This window comes from Uliginosibacterium silvisoli (assembly GCF_036017035.1).
GTDB classification, from domain to species: Bacteria; Pseudomonadota; Gammaproteobacteria; order Burkholderiales; family Rhodocyclaceae; genus Viridibacterium; species Viridibacterium silvisoli.
Genome location: NZ_JAYXHS010000004.1, coordinates 574,819 through 590,778, shown reverse-complemented (window position 1 = coordinate 590,778; position 15,960 = coordinate 574,819). Strand labels below are relative to the sequence as shown.

14 protein-coding genes are annotated in these 15,960 nt (G+C 60.8%); 10 read left to right on the top strand and 4 right to left on the bottom strand.

Going from position 1 to position 15,960, the window contains the following annotated elements:
- Positions 1-135 (bottom strand): flagellin N-terminal helical domain-containing protein (locus VVD49_RS20510; protein ID WP_465189374.1); only part of this gene is annotated, 135 nt, incomplete at its 3' end.
- Between the two features lie 534 nt (positions 136-669).
- On the opposite strand from VVD49_RS20510, the gene VVD49_RS20505 reads away from it, so the two are divergent.
- The 9 genes from VVD49_RS20505 (at position 670) to VVD49_RS20465 (ending at position 12,047) form a co-directional block, all read left to right on the top strand.
- Positions 670-2,787 (top strand): motility associated factor glycosyltransferase family protein, encoded by a 2,118-nt coding sequence (locus tag VVD49_RS20505; protein WP_327601095.1) that lies wholly within the window; start codon positions 670-672, stop codon positions 2,785-2,787.
- Positions 2,784-3,797, top strand: coding sequence for a UDP-N-acetylglucosamine 4,6-dehydratase (inverting) (gene pseB / locus VVD49_RS20500; RefSeq protein ID WP_327601094.1), 1,014 nt, complete (start codon positions 2,784-2,786; stop codon positions 3,795-3,797). Before VVD49_RS20505 ends, pseB begins: the two co-directional genes overlap by 4 nt.
- Positions 3,798-3,874: 77 nt before the next feature.
- A complete protein-coding gene (gene pseC / locus VVD49_RS20495) occupies positions 3,875-5,032 on the top strand; it encodes a UDP-4-amino-4,6-dideoxy-N-acetyl-beta-L-altrosamine transaminase (protein ID WP_327601093.1) in 1,158 nt (385 codons plus the stop codon).
- Between the two features lie 31 nt (positions 5,033-5,063).
- Positions 5,064-5,945, top strand: coding sequence for an aldo/keto reductase (locus VVD49_RS20490; RefSeq protein ID WP_327601092.1), 882 nt, complete (start codon positions 5,064-5,066; stop codon positions 5,943-5,945).
- A gap of 85 nt (positions 5,946-6,030) precedes the next feature.
- Positions 6,031-6,717, top strand: coding sequence for a class I SAM-dependent methyltransferase (locus tag VVD49_RS20485; RefSeq protein ID WP_327601091.1), 687 nt, complete (start codon positions 6,031-6,033; stop codon positions 6,715-6,717).
- A 5-nt stretch (positions 6,718-6,722) separates the two neighbouring features.
- Positions 6,723-7,478 (top strand): glycosyltransferase family protein, encoded by a 756-nt coding sequence (locus tag VVD49_RS20480; protein WP_327601090.1) that lies wholly within the window; start codon positions 6,723-6,725, stop codon positions 7,476-7,478.
- A gap of 61 nt (positions 7,479-7,539) precedes the next feature.
- The gene (locus tag VVD49_RS20475) at positions 7,540-8,841 is read left to right on the top strand and encodes an aminotransferase class III-fold pyridoxal phosphate-dependent enzyme (RefSeq protein WP_327601089.1); all 1,302 of its coding nucleotides are present in this window, start codon (positions 7,540-7,542) and stop codon (positions 8,839-8,841) included.
- A gap of 36 nt (positions 8,842-8,877) precedes the next feature.
- A complete protein-coding gene (gene pseG / locus VVD49_RS20470; RefSeq protein ID WP_327601088.1) occupies positions 8,878-9,891 on the top strand; it encodes a UDP-2,4-diacetamido-2,4,6-trideoxy-beta-L-altropyranose hydrolase in 1,014 nt (337 codons plus the stop codon).
- A gap of 236 nt (positions 9,892-10,127) precedes the next feature.
- On the top strand, positions 10,128-12,047 hold the full coding sequence (locus tag VVD49_RS20465) for an ATP-dependent metallopeptidase FtsH/Yme1/Tma family protein (RefSeq protein ID WP_327601087.1): 1,920 nt from the start codon (positions 10,128-10,130) through the stop codon (positions 12,045-12,047).
- A 186-nt stretch (positions 12,048-12,233) separates the two neighbouring features.
- Here VVD49_RS20465 and VVD49_RS20460 read toward each other — a convergent pair whose 3' ends face one another.
- Together VVD49_RS20460 and VVD49_RS20455 are read right to left on the bottom strand one after the other, a co-directional pair.
- On the bottom strand, positions 12,234-13,079 hold the full coding sequence (locus VVD49_RS20460) for a class I SAM-dependent methyltransferase (RefSeq protein ID WP_327601086.1): 846 nt from the start codon (positions 13,077-13,079) through the stop codon (positions 12,234-12,236).
- A 93-nt stretch (positions 13,080-13,172) separates the two neighbouring features.
- Positions 13,173-13,886, bottom strand: coding sequence for a queuosine precursor transporter (locus VVD49_RS20455; protein WP_327601085.1), 714 nt, complete (start codon positions 13,884-13,886; stop codon positions 13,173-13,175).
- A 129-nt stretch (positions 13,887-14,015) separates the two neighbouring features.
- On the opposite strand from VVD49_RS20455, the gene VVD49_RS20450 reads away from it, so the two are divergent.
- Entirely contained in the window at positions 14,016-14,162 is a 147-nt protein-coding gene (locus tag VVD49_RS20450) for a DUF3096 domain-containing protein (RefSeq protein WP_327601084.1), read from the top strand.
- A gap of 25 nt (positions 14,163-14,187) precedes the next feature.
- Here VVD49_RS20450 and VVD49_RS20445 read toward each other — a convergent pair whose 3' ends face one another.
- A complete protein-coding gene (locus tag VVD49_RS20445; RefSeq protein WP_327601083.1) occupies positions 14,188-15,819 on the bottom strand; it encodes an NAD(P)/FAD-dependent oxidoreductase in 1,632 nt (543 codons plus the stop codon).
- Positions 15,820-15,960: the final 141 nt, after the last annotated feature.

Genomic DNA, 15,960 nt, shown 5'->3' with positions numbered 1-15,960 from the left:
AGCGTCGTCCTTGGCGCTGTTGATGCGCAAGCCCGAGGACAGGCGTTGCAGCGAAGTTGCGAGTGAAGACTGGGAGGTATTCAGATTACGTTGCGAATTCAACGATGAGACGTTGGTGTTGATGGTCATTGCCATTTTAGTAACTCCTTATCAGGTTGCGTTTCCCACTTCACTGCTTATTCAAACCACTCGGTGCGACTTGATGCAGATCTTGTGCAGAAGTTCGAGCGTTGATCACTCATGCTCTGCTACATCGGCCTGCAATCCGGAAAACTTGAATTGAGCTTGTTTTCCATCGTTTAGTCCGCGTATGAATCCTTTTACGGATCTGCTAGGGATCTCTGCAGGGTGAGCTGCATTGCTTGGCGTATTTTTCTGTTAATTCGACGCGAAACCCCCGTGAATACGGTGTTTCGATGCGCGGCAGCCTACGCAAAAAAGCTCCTGAAATGCCTTTTCAGGCAGGTCGTTGATCACTGCTTCTGCGGCAGATGTGATGAATTCCGCAGACTTCGGGGCCGTCTGTGCAAAACAGAAATTGCGCGGCTTTTACCGGGCATCTAGGCACATGTCTGTGGGTGGCGCCTGCTTAAGATCGGTCCTGTACCAAAAGCACCTTGCAGGATGGCGTCACCTTTGGCGTGCCGCCCATACAAAACGGACCCGACCATGGAAGCAACGAGTACTGACGGCGAATGGACGCCTCTGCAGGAGGCTTACCTGCAGAAGCTGATGGCCACTTACCAGGCCAATCTGTTTTTCTTCAAGGAACAGTTCGGCGAGATCTTCGAGAAGTTGATGGCGACGAACCTGCCGGCGCCGTTCAAGGTGGGCCCGGATGGCAAGCTGACCATCTATTACAGGCATTTCCAGGGTGGGCCGCGCGAATTTACCGATTTCGGCCGCACGCTCTACAAGCTCTTCGAGAATCCGGAGAGCCGGCCACGCATCGATATTGACTACGGTTTCGTTGATAAACCCGAACAGGCTTTTCCGCACCAGGACAATCCGGACTTCTTCCGCCCCATCGAACCGAAGTTCCGTGGCGAGCTGATCGAAGGCTTCCGCAAGATTGCGGGCGAGGGCGGTTATCTGAAGCGGCCGGAGTTTGGCGAGCACGCCCTGCCGATCGCCATCGTCTTCGGCAGCGGTTACGGTTGGCACCTCGAACGCCTGGTCGATGACTGGGAGATGCGTCACCTGATCCTGGTCGACACGGATCTCTCGCGTCTCAACATGTCCTTGTACTTCGTGGACTATGTTTCCCTGCACCAGCGCTATGCCGCCAAGGGCTTCTATTTCTCCATCGCCCACGACGACGATCCGAAGAAGCTCGCCGAACACCTGCGGGCCATGTTCTACAACCTCTGGCCACCATACTTCATGCAGGGCCTGGGGCTGTTCTTCAACGACTATGACTCTGAGAAGGTCAAGACGCTGTGGGACAAGCTGCGCAGCGATCTGTGGACGCTCTATCGTGGCTGGGGCTTCCTCGATGACGAAATCCTTGGCCTCAAGCACGCGATGGAAAACGCCATCGACGGCTATCCCTTGTTTACCCGCAAGCCGGACCTGCCTGCCGACGCGGAGGTATTCATCGTCGGCTCCGGCCCGTCGCTCGACGCCTTGCTGCCAACGCTGCGTGCCAATGCCGACAAGGCCGTGATCATCAGCTGCGGCACGGCCATCACGGCGCTGGCGCGTGCCGGCATCAAGCCCGACCTGCACGTCGAGATCGAGCGTACCTATATGACCTACGTGGTCCTGCAGGAGCCGCAGACGCGCGAGTTCGTGAAGGACGTGCCCATCGTTGCGCTGACCATCATGCATCCCGCCGTTTTTACTTCGACCTCGAAGCCGCTGATGTTCTGCAAGGAGCTGGATCTCGGTACTGCGCTGTTCGACATCAACCACAACACCAAGTGGTTCCGTAGCGGACCGACCTGTACCAATGGCGGCGTCGCGCTGGCGCTGGAAATGGGCTTCAAGAAGATTCACCTGTTCGGTATCGACTTCGGCTTCAAGGACGAAAACCAGCATCACGCCAAGTCGTCGGTCTATTTCGATGACAAGCCGTCTGACGATGCCGTGCTCGAAAAGATCGTGCGGGATACGCACAGCGTGCACAAGACGCACAAGAAGACTGAGGGCAATTTCACCGAGGAAGTACTGTCGACCGAGATCTTCATGCACTCGCGTGACGCGATGGCCATGACCATCGATGAGTATCCGGATGCTGAAGTCTTCAATCTCAACGATGGTGCCAAGATCCGTAGCGCCAAGCCGCTACATGCCGAAGACCTGGTCGTGAATGCCGAGGCGGCCAACAAGGCAGCTACCGTCAAAGCCATGTTGTCGGCATTTACCGAAGACTACGACGTCAATCCTTTCGCCAATATGGGCGAATTGATGGAGCAGTTGCAGGCTGTGCGGGGCGATCTCAAGCGCATCCTTGCCGGCGAGATCAAGACCAAGATGGAGATCGCCGACAAGCTCTACGACATGCATCACTACCTGTTTGACGAGCGCCACAAGGTCACGCACATCTTCCCTCTGGTGCGTGGCTCGATGCTGCACATGGGGCGTTTCTTCTATGACTGCATGGCGTTGGCGAAGACCCCGGAGCAGGCTGTCGAGTTCGCGAAGTTCGGGTTCGACCTGATCGACCGCTTCCTCGCGGGAGCCCTCGATAATATGTTTGCGATCGTCGACATCGGCAAGGAACGTCTGCAGGCAAAGCTCGATGCAGCTAATCAGAACGCGGCCCAGCAAGGAGAGGCAGCATGATCGATGGAAAGTCGATACTCGTCACCGGTGGCACAGGTTCGTTCGGCCGTGCCTTCATCCGCACATTGCTCACTTCGTACAACCCGCGTCGCGTGGTGGTGTACTCGCGCGATGAGCTCAAGCAGTACGAAATGCAGCAGGAGTTCACCGACGACCGCATGCGCTTCTTCCTCGGCGATGTGCGCGACGCCGAGCGCACGCGTCAGGCCTTCCGCGATATCGACATCGTCATTCACGCCGCGGCGCTCAAACAGGTGCCTGCGGCCGAATACAACCCGATGGAGTGCATCAAGACCAATATCTACGGCGCGCAGAACGTCATCGATGCCTGCATCGAAAACGAAGTCGAGCGTGTGATCGCACTGTCGACCGACAAGGCTGCCAACCCGATCAATCTGTATGGCGCCACGAAGCTCGCTTCGGACAAGCTGTTCGTCTCCGCCAACAACATCGTCGGTAGCCGCCGCACGCGCTTTGCCGTGGTGCGCTACGGCAACGTGCTGGGCTCGCGTGGTTCGGTTGTGCCGTTCTTCCAGAAACTCATTCGTGAAGGGGCAACCGAGTTGCCGGTGACGGACGAGCGCATGACGCGCTTCTGGATCACGCTGCAACAGGGCGTCGACTTCGTTATCAAGAACCTCTCGCGCATGCACGGTGGTGAAGTTTTCGTGCCGAAGATTCCGTCCTCGCGCATCGGTGATCTGGCGACGGCGGTTGCGCCTGAAATGCCGACCAAGGTGGTGGGTATCCGGCCAGGCGAGAAGCTGCACGAAATCATGGTGCCGGCCGATGACTCGCATCACACCATCGAGTTCAAGGAGCACTACGTCATCACGCCGAGCATCGCCTTCTTCGCCCAGCCGAATTACCTGGTCGATGGCATGAGCGAGCGGGGGACAATGGTCCCTGAGGGCTGGGAGTACAACTCCGGTACCAACCCCTGGATACTCAGCGTGGATGACATCCGCAAGCTCCTCGATACGGCAACGGTTGAACGCCGCGCGATCTGAGCATGGCTTGAGAGCTCCGAGCCCACCGAACACAAGCTGTCGAACCGATTTCAGGACCTCATTGCAGTCAGGTACTCATGATTCCATACAGCCGTCAGGTTATTGAAGAAGACGATATCGCTGCTGTCGAAGCAGTTCTGCGCAGTGACTGGATTACACAGGGCCCGGCCATCGCACGCTTTGAGGCGGCGGTGACGGAGTACTGCGGCGCGCAGTATGGCTGTGCCGTCAATAGCGCTACCGCGGGCTTGCATCTGGCCTGCCTGGCGATGGGGTTGCAGCGCGGCATGCGCTTGTGGACATCTCCGATCACCTTCGTTGCATCCGCCAATTGCGCACGCTATTGCGGGGCCTCGGTTGATTTTGTCGACATCGATCCACGTACTTATTGCATGAGCATCGAGTCGCTGACTGAAAAGCTGGCTGATGCCGAAGCGCGCGGCCGCTTGCCTGACATCATCGTGGCGGTCGACTTTGCAGGGCAGCCATGCCGCTGGGACCGTCTCGCCCAGCTCAAGGCCCGCTACGGCTTCGGCCTCATTCACGATGCGGCACATAGCTTCGGAGCGGAATACCACGGCAAGCGGGTTGGCAGTCTTGGCGTCGCCGATTGCACCGTGTTCAGTTTTCATCCGGTCAAGATCCTCACGACTGGCGAGGGCGGCATGGTGGTGACCGACGATCCTTCCCTGCACGAAGCGGTATCCATGTTGCGCAGTCATGGCATCACGCGCGAGCCGGCCGCGATGGAGCGACAGGATGAGGGTGCCTGGTACTACGAGCAGCAGGCGCTGGGCTACAACTACCGCATGACGGATTTTTCCGCTGCGTTGGGCGCCTCGCAGCTCGCCAAGGTGGACCGCTTCATCGCGCATCGCCGCAAGATGGCTGCGCGTTACGACGTGCTGCTAGACGGCATGGAGGTCGAGCGCCCCTGGCAGTCGCCCGATGGTGTTTCGTCGTTCCACCTGTACCCGATCCTGCTGAAGGATTCGGAGACGCGTCATCACGTTTTCGATCACCTGCGCTCCGTCGGCATTCACGTGCAGGTGCACTACATTCCCGTGCATCTGCAGCCGGACTTCATGCGCAGCGGTTTCAAGCGCGGCGATTTTCCGCTGGCAGAGGCTTACTACGAACGTACCCTGTCGATTCCGCTGCATGCAGCACTTACCGATGCAGAGCAGGATCAGGTTGTCGAAGAACTCAAGCGGGCGCTGGATGAAGCGGGTTGATCCGCGTCACGGCTGCAGACGGGAGCACTGAATGCCTGCCATCGCCCTCGGTACCGTGCAGTTCGGGCTCGACTATGGCCTGACGAACAGCAGCGGGCAACTCAGCGATCGCGAGGCGCAACGCATTTTGCAGGTAGCGCAGGAGGCGGGCATTGTCTGGCTCGACACGGCTGCCGCCTATGGCAATGCCGAGGAACGTCTGGGCCAGCTGCTCGGGGGTGACAAGCACTTCTCGCTCTGCAGCAAGACCTTGCCCACACCGCAAGGGCAGTCCGTTCTGGCCTCCGCGCAGCGCAGTCTCGACCTCAGCCTCACGCGCCTGCGTCGTGACCATGTCGACGCCTTGCTGATCCACGCAGTGGGTGACTTGCTTGGCGCGGAAGGAGACCGCCTGTGGCAGTGGATGGCTTCGGCCCGGCAGCAGGGGATGGCGCACAGCATCGGTGTCTCGGTCTACGACGAGGCTGAAATCGACGCGGTGCTGGAGCGTGCGTCGCCCGACTGGATACAGCTGCCTTGCAGTGTGCTGGATCAGCGCCTGGTGACGACGGGTGTGCTGGAGCGACTCGCTGTGCGTGGCATCAGGCTGCAGGCACGTTCTCTCCTGCTGCAAGGCGTCGTGAATGTCGCGCCGGACAAATTGCCGCAGCCACTCATGGCGCTCCACGAGCCCTTGTCGAAATTGCGTCGAGCGGCAGATCAGCATGGCGTGAGTGCCATCGACATGGCGCTCGCCTGGGCTGCCGCGCAACCCATCGAACTTGCCGTGCTCGGTGTCACCACTGCCGACGAGCTATTGCAATGTGTAGAGGCCTTCCAGCGACGCGTGGAGCTTGATTGGAGTGCTTTCGCCTGCGACGATCCGGCTGCGCTGGACCCGCGGAAGTGGCCGAAAGGAATGCGGCCGGCTTGAGATGGGATGCCTGGTGCATGACAGACCGCTGTTCAGCTCCATGGCACCGGGCCGTAGTTAGAGATAAGCAATCAGGCAGACACCAATGAGCAATCCAACTGTCCAGCAAGACGAAGTGTTCCGCAGCGGTGAGGGCGATGCCTGGTTTCGTCGCAATGCCGCGAGCCTGGATGCCCATGCCGGGCATGACTGGATTCTTGACAGCCTCTCGCGCCTGCAGGGCCGCGCGGACATCCGTACCGTCTGCGAAGTCGGCTGTGCCAGTGCCTGGCGCCTGGCACGCCTGCCGGAGGTCTTGCCGCGCACCACGCGCCGCGCGGGCTTCGATCTGAGCGAAGACGCAGTACGGCATGGTCGTGCGCGCGATCCCGCGCTCGACCTGCGCTTCGGTGCCGCCAGTGCGCCGCCGTTCGATGAGCAGTTCGATCTGGTCATCGTCAGTTTCGTGCTCCACTGGATCGACCGGGCCTTGCTCACACGCAGCCTCGCGGCCATCGATGCACTCGTCGCACCCGGTGGCTATCTTGCCGTGGCCGATTTCCTGCCGGATTCGCCGTGCCGTCGGCGTTATCATCATCGCAATGATGTCGCGCTCTACACCTACAAGCAGGACTATGCTGCTGCCTTTACCGCGACGAATCTCTACCGCGAAGTCAGCCGTAGCGTGTTCCATCACGGTGATACGCAAGGTGCGTTGCAGGCCGCTGGTGACGGCGACCGCGCGAGCTGCGTGCTGCTTCACAAACCTCTCAATGCCTATCCGGAACGCTGATCGCCATGCGTGTGCTTGCCATCCTCCAGGCGCGAATGTCCTCCTCGCGCCTGCCCAACAAGGTCTTGCTGCCGCTCTTCGGTGAGCCGATGCTGGCGCGCCAGATCGAGCGTCTGCGTCGTGCGACCTCGATCGACCACCTGATCGTCGCGACTTCTGCGGCCGCGACGGACGACCCGATTGCTGAGCAATGCGAGAAGCTCGGCGCGGTGTGCTACCGCGGCTCGCTCGATGATGTGCTTGATCGTTTCGAACAGGCAGCACGGCCGCACGCGCCGAAACATGTCTTGCGCCTGACTGCGGACTGTCCGCTGACCGACCCGAACTTGATCGACCAGCTCGTCGCACGCCATATCGAGAGCCGTGCGGACTACACGACCAACGCCAATCCGCCGAGCTTTCCGGACGGGCTGGATGCCGAGATCATGCGTTATGCCGTGCTGCACATTGCCTGGCGCGAAGCGCAACGCAAGTCAGAGCGTGAACACGTGACGCTGTACATCGCCAGCAATCCGGATCGCTTCATCATCGAGACCCTGCGCAGCGAGACCGATCTGTCAGCGCTGCGCTGGACGGTGGATGAGAAGGACGACCTGGCGCTGGTCGAGCGTATCTACGCAGCGCTATATCCCCGCAACCCGGCCTTCACCACGCAGGACATCCTGCACCTGCTGGAAGACCAGCCCGAGTTGCGCACCCTGAATACCAGCCATCGTCGCAATGAGGGCTTGGAGAAGTCGCTGGCCCAGGAGAAATCCTGATGGAATGTACCGCGTGTGTTGACCCTGTGCCGGTCGCCGCGGGCTTTGCTGGAGTGATGTAATGTCCGATCGCTATCGCCAATCCGAAGAGCTGCTGGAGCGCGCCCTGCGTACTATTCCGCTCGGCTCGCAGACCTTCAGCAAGAGCAAGACGCAGTATCCCCATGGCGTATCGCCTTACTTTATCGAGCAGGGCAAGGGCTGCCGCGTGCGCGATGTCGATGGCAACGAGTATCTCGACTTTGTCATGAGCCTGGCGGCCGTGACCCTCGGTTACAGCGATCCCGATGTGACGACTGCAGTCAGCGCACAGCTCGACAAGGGCATCATCTTCTCGCTGCCGCATCGCCTCGAAATGGAAGTGGCCGAGAAGCTGCGCGAGTGCGTGCCCTGCGCCGAGATGACGCGCTTCGGCAAGAACGGCTCTGACGCGACGGCTGGCGCAATCCGCGTGGCGCGCGCCCATACCGGCCGCGATCACGTTGCTGTGTGTGGCTATCACGGCTGGCAGGACTGGTACATCGGCTCGACGGCGCGCAACAAGGGCGTGCCCAAGGCGGTGAGCAGCCTGACGCACAATTTCCCGTACAACGACGCCGAGGCGCTCGACCGCCTGCTGGCGTCGCGCAAGGACGAGTTTGCTGCCGTCATCCTGGAGCCGATGAATGTTGCCGAGCCATTGCTGGGTTATCTGGCGGCAGTGCGCGACATCACGCACAAGCATGGCGCGCTGCTGATCTTCGACGAGACCATTACCGGCTTCCGTTACGAACTGGGTGGTGCGCAGCAACGTTTCGGCGTGACGCCCGATCTCGCGACCTTCGGCAAGGGCATGGCCAACGGCTATCCGGTATCAGCGGTGTGCGGCAAGGCCGAGTACATGCGCATGATGGAGGAGGTGTTCTTCTCCTTCACTTTCGGCGGTGAGTTGCTGTCGCTGGCCGCTGCCAAGGCGACGATGGAAAAGCTGCAGCGCGAGCCGGTGATCGAGACACTCAAGTCGCGTGGCGCACGCATCAAGGCCGGCCTTGCCGAGCGCATCGCGAAATACGGCATCGGTGAATTCGCTTCGCTGGCGGGTGATGCGACCTGGTCCTTCTTCATGCTGAAGGATTCGCCCGGTACGCCGCATCGCTACAGTGTCTGGCAGATCAAGACGCTTTTCCTGCAAGAGATGTTTGCGCGGGGCGTGATCACGCTCGGCACGCACAACATCAGCTATGCGCACACGGAGGCCGACATCGACCGACTGCTGGCCGTGTATGACGAAGTGCTGCCCATCCTGCACGATGCCGTCGTCAATGAACGACTCGAGAAGCTGCTGCGCTGCGCTCCACTGGAACCGCTTTTCAAGATCCGGTGAGCGGGGGTTGCCGATCCTTGTGCAGGATGAGCGGCCATGAGTGAGCCGATGCGCGTTGTCGTGCGTGCCGACGCTTCGCGCGAGATCGGGCATGGTCACATCATGCGTTGCCTGTCTCTGGCTGCAGCTTTGCGCAAGCGTGGCGCCGAGGTGCAGTTCTTCAGCCGTGCTGTCGAAGGTCACGCCTTCTCGACGGTGGGGCAGGCGGGCTTTCATTGCCAGCCGTTCAGTGACAACACGCCGATCCCGCCCTGTGACTGGCTGGTGGTGGACCACTATGGGCTGGATGCGAAGTGGGAGTCGGCGCAACGCGCCAACGCCAGGCGCATTCTCGTTATCGATGACCTCGCCAACCGTCAGCACGACTGCGATGTCTTGCTCGACCAGAACCTGAACCCGGAAGGGCCATCACGCTACCTGCTGTGGGTGCCCGATGATTGTCAGCAATTGCTGGGGCCGCACTACGCCTTGTTGCAGCAGAATTTCGCCATCGAACGCTCCGGGCTGTTGCCGCGTAACGGGCACATCCGCAAGGTGCTGGTGTGCTTTGGTGGCAGCGATATGCCCGACGCGACGGGCCGGGTGGTCGATGCTTTGTCCGAGGCATTTCCGCATCTGCTGCTTGACGTCGTGGCCGGGGCGGCCAATACCCGTGCCGCGCAGTTGCAGGAGCGTTGCGCGTGGCACCCGCTGATCACGGTGAGCGTGGCGGTGAATGACATGGCGCAACGCATGGCGCATGCAGACCTGTTCATCGGCGCCGGCGGTTCCATGACCTGGGAGCGTGCTGCGCTGGGCTTGCCGGGGATTACGGTGTCCATCGCCAGCAACCAGGTGATGCTGTGCACCGCACTGGCTGCGCGCGGAGCGGGGATCGATCTTGGCCCTGTCGAGGAGTTCAGCATAGCGAGCCTGCAGTTCCAGGTTGCGCGCCTCATCGACGACGCGCCACGCATGCGCGACATGGCCGAGAAGCTGGCGGCCTTGTGCGATGGACGCGGCGCTCGTCGCGTTTCAAAGCTGATGCTGGAGCTCGCGCAGCAGGGGTAGCGTTGTAAAAACTGCTGTTCTTCCTGCCGCTATCGCGCGAAATTTCAGTGCTGCGATCTTTTGCCCGCGCGAGTTGGTGCCAATGTGTGTCCCGGCATGAATAACCGATGGCCGGTCTCCGTTTCTTGTAAACCCCCGTTCAAACTGGCCGTTACCATCTGGATTGTCATCAGCTCCGGCGGGGCTGATCGAGTCTCTCTCTGCCGCCGACACCGCTTCAGCAAGGTATCTTCCGCATGAACAAGTTGCTCCCCAAGAAACCCTGGCACTACCTCGTGTTGTGCGCCATCGTCCTGTCCGCTGCGTTGGGCATCTTCTTCCGTTCGAGCCTGTTTCCTTCGCCGAAACAGCCCGTGACGCTGAATGCGATGCTGCAGCAGATACGGAGTGCGCCGGAGACATGGAAGGCGACCGAGGGCGACGTGTCGATGCTCATCCTCGACATGCAGAAGAACAATGTGGCGGGTGCGGCGGTAGCGCCGTCGGGCATCTTCGTGACGGCGAAGAGCGGCAAGAAGTATTTCATCGCCGATGGCAGCGGGCGTTTTGCTTCGCTGGCGCTATCGCAGTATCACAAGAACGATACGGACGCCTTCCCGCTGGCCGTGCTCGACAAGGATGTCGAAGGTCCCTACAACTGGCGTGCCGATGTTGGCCTGCTGCTGACCCTGTCCTTGCTCGGCGTGCTGTTGCTGCAAGGCTTTCGCATGACGGGCGGCGGCTTCAAGTTCTCGAAAACCGAGAAACCGGTGACCTTTGATGACGTGATCGGCGCCAACGAGGCGAAGGCCGCTCTGCGTGACATCAAGACCTATCTCAAGGACGCCAAGGCCTTTGCCGAGCTGGGAGCCAAGCCGCCGAAGGGTGTGCTGCTATCCGGCCCACCGGGCACTGGCAAGACGCAGCTGGCCAAGGCGCTGGCGGGCGAGTGTGGTGTGAACTTCATCGCTGCGACCGGTGGCGATTTTTCGGCGATGTTCCTCGGCGTCGGCTCTTCGCGCGTCAAGGCGCTGTTCAAGAAGGCGCGCAAGAACGCGCCCTGCATCGTTTTCCTCGATGAGATCGACGGCATCGGTCGTCGTACCAACACCGAGAACGGTGGCCCGGCCGAGTCCGAGGGCAACCGCATCATCAACCAGATCCTCGCCGAGATGGATGGCTTCAGCTCGTCGAGCGGCGTCATCGTCATCGGTGCGACCAACTACCCCGACGCGGTCGATCCCGCCTTGCTGCGCGAGGGGCGCTTCGATCGCAAGATCCAGGTCTCCCTGCCCGACGTGGCCGAGCGTGCCGAGCTGTTCCGCCTCTATACGAAGAAACTCAAGGCAGTTGCCGATCTTGATTTTGCGCAGCTTGGTCGTCTGACGACGGGCCTTACGCCGGCGGCGATTGCCTACGTGGCCAATCACGCCGCGCTGATCACCGCTCGCAACGAGGAGAAGGAAATCTCCATGCGCAACTTCGTCGAAGCCATCGAAGTCTGCCGCATGGGCGAGAAGAACGGCTCTGGCTCGGCTCTGACCGAAGCCGAGCGCGAGCGCATCGCCGTGCATGAGGCAGGGCACGCCATCATGGCGCAGGTGCTCGGCTGTGGTCAGGTCGAGAAGGTGACCATCCTGTCGCGCGGTCAGGCACTGGGCGTGACGCTGGTGACGCAGAAGGAAGACAAGCATCTGCATCTGAAGTCGGAGCTGGAGCATCGTATCCAGATGCTGCTGGGTGGCCGTGCGGCGGAGCTCATCACCTATGACGATGCCTCCAGTGGCGCTTCGAGCGACCTCAAGGAGGCTTCGCGCCTGGCGCTGTCCATGGTGGCGACGCTGGGCCTTGGTGACAATGGCACGCTGTTCAGCCTTGAAGCGCTGGCAGCACTGAATATCGCACCGGATACGAAGATCGTCGTGGCCGAAGCCGAGGCCGTACTGACGACGCAGAACGAGCGCTGCCTCGAAACACTGCGCAAGCTGGAAGGCGCGCTGAAACAGCTTACGGCGCAATTGCTTGAACACGAAACCATCGACGGTGCTGAAGTCGCACGCATCGTCGCGGAAGCGCAGGCTGAGCACGGTGAGCGACGTCGCACCGACAGCCCGATGCGTTCCTTGCCAGCAATGGTGCCCGGGCTTGCTCAGGAGGCAACGCAGCAGGCCGCCTGATCAGCTCACGAACGGATAACAGGCCCGGGGGAGATCGGCGCCGTCGCTATCGACGGCGCCGTTTTTTTGGGCGTGACGGTCGTTCGGGTATGGCCCGGACTCCAGCTTCATGCCAAGGGATTCACGTGCGTGATCCCTTTTCTCTTATGGGCCTGGTTGGGTCTGGTTGGACCTGGCCGTCAGAGCTTATTGCGGAGCAGACCCGTCGCCGGTGAAAAACCGCCCCGACATCTCTTCCAGCCCGACGCTTTCCAGCACTTCCGCAAGGCGCGTAGCAGGGCGCTTGCGCGGCAGGTCTTTGTAAGTCGCAACGATGAGCTCGTTCTTCATCGAATGCTCCCAACCCACGAGCTCCGTCACGCTGACCTGATAGCCATGTGCTTCGAGCTGCAGACAGCGCAGCACATTGGTCAGCTGGCTGCCAAACTCGCGCGTATGCAGCGGGTGACGCCACAGCTCGGTGAGGGCAGACTTGCCGAGCGCCTGGCCCTTGTTCTTGCGCAGCACCGAGGCGACTTCGGCCTGGCAGCAGGGCACCAGCACGATGTGCTGTGCCTGCTTCTGCAAGGCGAATCGTATCGCGTCGTCTGTCGCGGTATTGCAGGCGTGCAGGGCGGTGACCACGTCGATGCGCGCGGGCAACTCGCTCGATTCGATCGACTGCGCCACCGATTCGTTGATGAAGGACATCCCGCCAAAACCGAACTGCTTCGCCAGCTCGCGCGAGCGCGTCACCAGTTCGTCACGCGTCTCGATGCCCCAGATATGCCCTTGCTTCGCCGACTCCTTGAAGAACAGGTCGTAGAGGATGAAGCCGAGATACGACTTGCCCGCGCCGTGGTCGACGAGGCTCACATCGGCATGTTTCGCCTGTGACTCCTTGAGCAGCGGCTCGATGAAGTTGAACAGGTGATAGACCTGCTTGAGCTTGCGCCGGCTGTCCTGGTTCATCTTGCCCTCGCGGGTCAGGATGTGCAGCTCCTTGAGGAGCTCGATGGATTGGCCGGGGCGGACGTCGTGGGTCTTTGTCATCGAAATTCCGTCATTCCCGCGAAGGCGGGAATCCAGTGTCGTTTGAAGCCTGCTGCGAGAGTCGCTGGATTCCCGCCTTCGCGGGAATGACGGCTAAACGCGCCAGGTAAATGGATTGAACGTCGTATTGCGATCGTAGTAATCCTCGTTCTCCCTCTTCTTGAGGAAGGCCACGACGCGGTAGGTCACCGGGGTCATCACGATTTCCCAGCTTGTCTTGAGGATGTACTGCGCGAGGGCGACCTTCATGACCTGCTCGGTCGGCCAGATGGCGTAGAAGGCGATGAAATAGAAGAGGCCCGAGTCGACGGCTTCGCCGACCAGGGTGGAGCCTATGGTGCGTGACCACAGCCATTTGCCCTGGGTGGCGATCTTCATCTTGGCGAGCACATAGCTGTTGGCAAAGCTGCCGCACCAGAAGGCGATCATCGAACCGGCGACGATGCGCCATGTGTTGCCGAACACGGCTTCGAGGTGTGTCTGGTAGCTCTGGTTGAAGTCGTCCGGTTTGACGGGCAGGGCCAGCACCGCCCAGGCCATGAATGCCGCGAAAGCCAGTGCGGCGAAGGCGGCCCATACGACGCGACGGTCGCGGCCATAGCCATACACCTCGGTCAGGATGTCGCCAAAGATGTAGGAAATCGGGAAGAACAACACGCCACCGCTGAAGATGAAGGTGCCGACGATGGGGAGCTCGAGCTGCGCGGTCTTTGCCGCACCGATCAGGTTGGAGCACAGCAGCACGCAGACGAAGGCGGCCATCACGAAGTCGTAATAGCGGTAGGTCCGGGTGGGTGGATTTGTCATGTTCTTCTCTCCCTTGGTCGTGAGGGCGCAATTGTATCAAGTACGTTCCGGCGGGCCGGCGCGGGACCGAATCGTGCTGGAGCTGCGATGCATTGCTCGAAAAACAGCCTGAAGACAAGGAGACATCGCATGAACATATCCGTCAGCATCGGCCCCCTGGTTGCATTGATCGCCGGCATCCTCATCCTCGCTGCGCCGCGTTTGCTCAATTACATCGTGGCGCTGTACCTGATCATCATCGGCCTCCTCGGCTTGTTTGGCGGCTCCTTGCATTAAGCCGCGCCGGATGGCCCGGCCTGGCTCAGGCCTTGGTGGCGACCATGCTCATGGCAACCGCTTCGGCGACTTCGATGCCATCGATGGCTGCTGAGAGAATCCCGCCGGCATAGCTCGCACCTTCGCCCGCCGGGAACAGGCCACGCGTGTTGAGGCTCTGGTAGTCGTCGCCACGCTTGATGCGGATCGGCGACGAGGTGCGTGTTTCGACGCCAGTGAGTACGGCGTCGTGCATCGAATAGCCCTGGATCTGCTTCTCCAGCGCGGGCAGGGCTTCGCGCATGGCGGTGATGGCGTATTCGGGCAGTGCCGTGCTCAGGTCGCCAAGCGTGACGCCCGGCTTGTATGAAGGAATCACTTCGCCCAGTGCAGTCGATGGCCGACCAGCGAGGAAGTCGCCCACGAGTTGCCCCGGCGCGTTGTAGTTGCGACCGCCGAGTTCGAAGGCGCGGCTTTCCCAATGACGCTGGAACGCAATGCCTGCAAGCGCGTCGCCCGGGTAGTCCTGCGGCGTAATGCCGACGACGAAGCCTGCGTTGGCGTTGCGTTCATTGCGTGAATACTGGCTCATGCCATTGGTGACGACGCGTCCTTCCTCTGATGTGGCGGCGACCACCGTGCCGCCCGGGCACATGCAGAAGCTGTAGACGGAGCGACCGTTGCTGGCGTGATGAACGTGCTTGTAGTCAGCTGCGCCGAGCAGGGGATGGCCCGCGAATTTGCCGAAGCGGCAGGTGTCGATGATGGATTGCGGGTGTTCGATGCGGAAGCCGATGGAGAAGGGCTTCGCCTCGATGTAAACGCCACGCTTGTGCAGCATCTCGAACGTGTCGCGTGCGCTATGACCCACGGCCAGCACGACGTGGTTGGCTTCGATGAATTCGTGTTCGTCCGTATCCAGCTTGCGGACTTCGAGACCGCGTACCTTACCGTCTTCGATGATGACGTCCTCTACGCGGGTCTTGAAGCGGATTTCGCCGCCGAGTGATTCGATCTCGGCGCGGATCTTCTCGACCATGCCGACGAGGCGGAAGGTGCCGATGTGCGGCTTGCTGACGTAGAGGATTTCCTCTGGCGCGCCTGCCTTCACGAATTCCGTCAGCACTTTGCGGCTGAGATGGCGCGGGTCCTTGATCTGGCTGTAGAGCTTGCCGTCGGAGAAGGTGCCGGCACCGCCCTCGCCGAACTGCACGTTCGATTCCGTATTGAGCGTGCTCTTGCGCCACAGGCCCCAGGTGTCCTGCGTGCGTTCGCGCACTTCCTTGCCACGTTCCAATACGATGGGCTTGAAGCCCATCTGTGCCAGGGTCAGCGCTGCCATGAAGCCGCACGGCCCCATGCCGATGATCACGGGGCGTTGCTTCAGGCTCTCCGGTGCGCGGGTGACGAAGCGATACGCCATGTCTGGCGTCGGGCCGACGTGGCCGGGGCCGTTCGACGCCTTGAGGCGTTTGAGCACCGCCGCTTCATCTTTGACCTCGACGTCGACCGAGTAGATCAGCGCGATCGCTGATTTCTTGCGCGCATCGTGACTGCGCTTGAAAACGCTGAAGTTCAGCAGCTGTTCGGCAGCGACGCCGAGTCGCTTCAGGATGGCCGTGCGCAGATCCTCTTCGGGATGATCGAGCGGCAGTTTTATTTCGCTTAGTCGCAGCATGGGGAGGGGAAAGTAATGCGCAGCAGTTGGTGACGGAATTGCTTGCTGCAGTGCGCCGAATTATACGTGGCGAAATTGCGCAGGCAGCGCCTCACGTTTATTGACAAATAATTCCGCCTGCCGGCACGAAAGCTGTGCGTA

Excerpts from the sequence above, each read along its gene's own strand:
- VVD49_RS20505 (WP_327601095.1), top strand. The coding sequence starts at position 670 with ATGGAAGCAACGAGTACTGACGGCGAATGGACGCCTCTGCAGGAGGCT.
- pseB (WP_327601094.1), top strand. The coding sequence starts at position 2,784 with ATGATCGATGGAAAGTCGATACTCGTCACCGGTGGCACAGGTTCGTTC.
- pseC (WP_327601093.1), top strand. The coding sequence starts at position 3,875 with ATGATTCCATACAGCCGTCAGGTTATTGAAGAAGACGATATCGCTGCT.
- VVD49_RS20490 (WP_327601092.1), top strand. The coding sequence starts at position 5,064 with ATGCCTGCCATCGCCCTCGGTACCGTGCAGTTCGGGCTCGACTATGGC.
- VVD49_RS20485 (WP_327601091.1), top strand. The coding sequence starts at position 6,031 with ATGAGCAATCCAACTGTCCAGCAAGACGAAGTGTTCCGCAGCGGTGAG.
- VVD49_RS20480 (WP_327601090.1), top strand. The coding sequence starts at position 6,723 with ATGCGTGTGCTTGCCATCCTCCAGGCGCGAATGTCCTCCTCGCGCCTG.
- VVD49_RS20475 (WP_327601089.1), top strand. The coding sequence starts at position 7,540 with ATGTCCGATCGCTATCGCCAATCCGAAGAGCTGCTGGAGCGCGCCCTG.
- pseG (WP_327601088.1), top strand. The coding sequence starts at position 8,878 with ATGAGTGAGCCGATGCGCGTTGTCGTGCGTGCCGACGCTTCGCGCGAG.
- VVD49_RS20465 (WP_327601087.1), top strand. The coding sequence starts at position 10,128 with ATGAACAAGTTGCTCCCCAAGAAACCCTGGCACTACCTCGTGTTGTGC.
- VVD49_RS20460 (WP_327601086.1), bottom strand. The coding sequence starts at position 13,079 with ATGACAAAGACCCACGACGTCCGCCCCGGCCAATCCATCGAGCTCCTC.
- VVD49_RS20455 (WP_327601085.1), bottom strand. The coding sequence starts at position 13,886 with ATGACAAATCCACCCACCCGGACCTACCGCTATTACGACTTCGTGATG.
- VVD49_RS20450 (WP_327601084.1), top strand. The coding sequence starts at position 14,016 with ATGAACATATCCGTCAGCATCGGCCCCCTGGTTGCATTGATCGCCGGC.
- VVD49_RS20445 (WP_327601083.1), bottom strand. The coding sequence starts at position 15,819 with ATGCTGCGACTAAGCGAAATAAAACTGCCGCTCGATCATCCCGAAGAG.